Source organism: Micromonospora sp. M51, assembly GCF_018070305.1.
Taxonomy (GTDB): Bacteria; Actinomycetota; Actinomycetes; order Mycobacteriales; family Micromonosporaceae; genus Micromonospora; species Micromonospora parva.
In genome coordinates this window covers 1-1,318 of the sequence record NZ_JAGPXZ010001142.1, presented here as the reverse complement: position 1 = coordinate 1,318, position 1,318 = coordinate 1, and the positions used below count along the sequence as shown (strand labels likewise).

Genomic DNA, 1,318 nt, shown 5'->3' with positions numbered 1-1,318 from the left:
AACGACATCAGCTGCGCGCGGGAGGTGGCGTGGGCGACCGCGCCGAGCACCGACCAGGCGTACGGGGAGTGGCCCTGGGAGTCCAGCCAGGGGTAGTAGTGGTCGGAGACCACCAGTTGGTCGAAACCGGCCGCTTCCGCCCGCACCGCGTGGTCCACCAGCTGCTTGGGCCCGGCCTGCTCGCTCATCAGGGTGTAGCCGACGCTGACCATCCTGGTATCCCCTCTCACCGACGGATCGTTCCCGGGATACCCCGGTGCGCGCCGGTCAACCCTCTCGTCCGGTTCGACTGACCCGTCCTTGACGGATCGCAGTCACCTGCCTACCGTCGCTCTTAACCGGTTAAGAGCCGGGTGTGGCGCACATCCTGTGGTGGGGATGACCGCCCCGTGACGGCCTGCGTCCGCGTGGGCCGTTGCGGCTGTCCGGGCATCGGATCCGCCAACTGAACCGGTTGCGATGACCATCCCATCGCCCTACGCTGATGCCTGCGCCGGGAGCCGGGCGCGGCTGCCGGGCTGCAGCCGCCTTCCCTGTCACGTCCCACCCCTGTCGGGCACCGGGGGTTCCTCCCTGAGGAAGGCCATGAAGACTCGACTCTCCGCCGCCGGCGCGACACTGCTCGCGTTGCTCGTCACCGTGCTGGCGTTCGGCCAGCCGGCGCACGCCGCGGCCGGTTTCTCCGTCGCTGGCGGCAAGTTGTACGACGCCAACGGCACCGAATTCATCATGCGCGGCGTCAACCACGCGCACACCTGGTACCCGCAGCAGACCAGCTCGTTCGCCGACGTCAAGGCGCTCGGCGCGAACACCGTACGGGTGGTGCTCTCCAGCGGCGACCGCTGGACCCGCAACACCAACGCCGACGTCGCCAACGTCATCTCACTCTGCAAGGCCAACCGGCTGATCTGTGTGCTGGAGGTGCACGACACCACCGGGTACGGCGAGCAGAGCGGCGCGATCACCCTGGCCCGCGCCGTCGACTACTGGCTCAGTCTCGCCGATGTCCTCTCCGGTCAGGAAAAGTACGTCATCGTCAACATCGGCAACGAGCCGTACGGCAACCAGAACTACGCCTCCTGGGCCACCGACAACGCCAATGCGATCAAGCGCCTGCGGGCCGGCGGACTGAACCACACGATCATGGTGGACGCGCCGAACTGGGGCCAGGACTGGTCGTTCACCATGCGCGACAACGCCGCGTCGGTCTTCGCCGCCGACCCGGCCCGCAACACGGTCTTCTCGATCCACATGTACGGCGTGTTCGACACCGCCGCGGAGATCAGCGATTACCTGGGCCGGTTCCGCAGCGCGGGAC

At 67.9% G+C, this 1,318-nt stretch carries 2 protein-coding genes; one reads left to right on the top strand and one right to left on the bottom strand.

Features of this window, described 5'->3' with window-relative positions; genetic code table 11:
- Window positions 1–212 (bottom strand): LLM class flavin-dependent oxidoreductase (locus tag KBX53_RS33175; RefSeq protein ID WP_210863807.1); only part of this gene is annotated, 212 nt, incomplete at its 3' end.
- Window positions 213–585: 373 nt separating this feature from the next.
- Between KBX53_RS33175 and KBX53_RS33170 the strand changes: the two genes are divergently transcribed.
- The coding region (locus tag KBX53_RS33170; RefSeq protein ID WP_210863805.1) for a cellulase family glycosylhydrolase at window positions 586–1,318 on the top strand (733 nt) is incomplete at its 3' end.